At 52.7% G+C, this 243-nt stretch carries 1 protein-coding gene; it reads left to right on the top strand.

Annotated features, from left to right (window positions below; all coding sequences use genetic code 11):
- The coding region (locus tag KMS84_RS40595) for an efflux RND transporter permease subunit (protein WP_256921663.1) at positions 1-243 on the top strand (243 nt) is incomplete at both ends.

Genomic DNA, 243 nt, shown 5'->3' with positions numbered 1-243 from the left:
CTTCTGATTTTGATAGGCGGCGTACTAACGTTCCTGCGGTTCCCCTCCCAAGAGGAGCCAACGATCACCATTCGTGACGCGCTTGTTGCAATTTACTTTCCGGGTATGCCGGCAGAGCGCATAGAAAATTTGCTAGCCAGACCGACCGAAGAAAAGTTACGTGAACTGGCGGGCATCAAAAAGATCATCACAACCGTGCGCCCCGGAAGCGCAATGATTCAGATCACGGCCTACGATCAGGTC

The sequence above is a fragment of the Streptomyces hilarionis genome (assembly GCF_024539675.1).
In the GTDB taxonomy this organism is placed as follows: Bacteria; Actinomycetota; Actinomycetes; order Streptomycetales; family Streptomycetaceae; genus Streptomyces; species Streptomyces hilarionis.
Note: the sequence above shows the minus strand (reverse complement) of the source record. Positions and strands in the feature narration are given on the sequence as shown.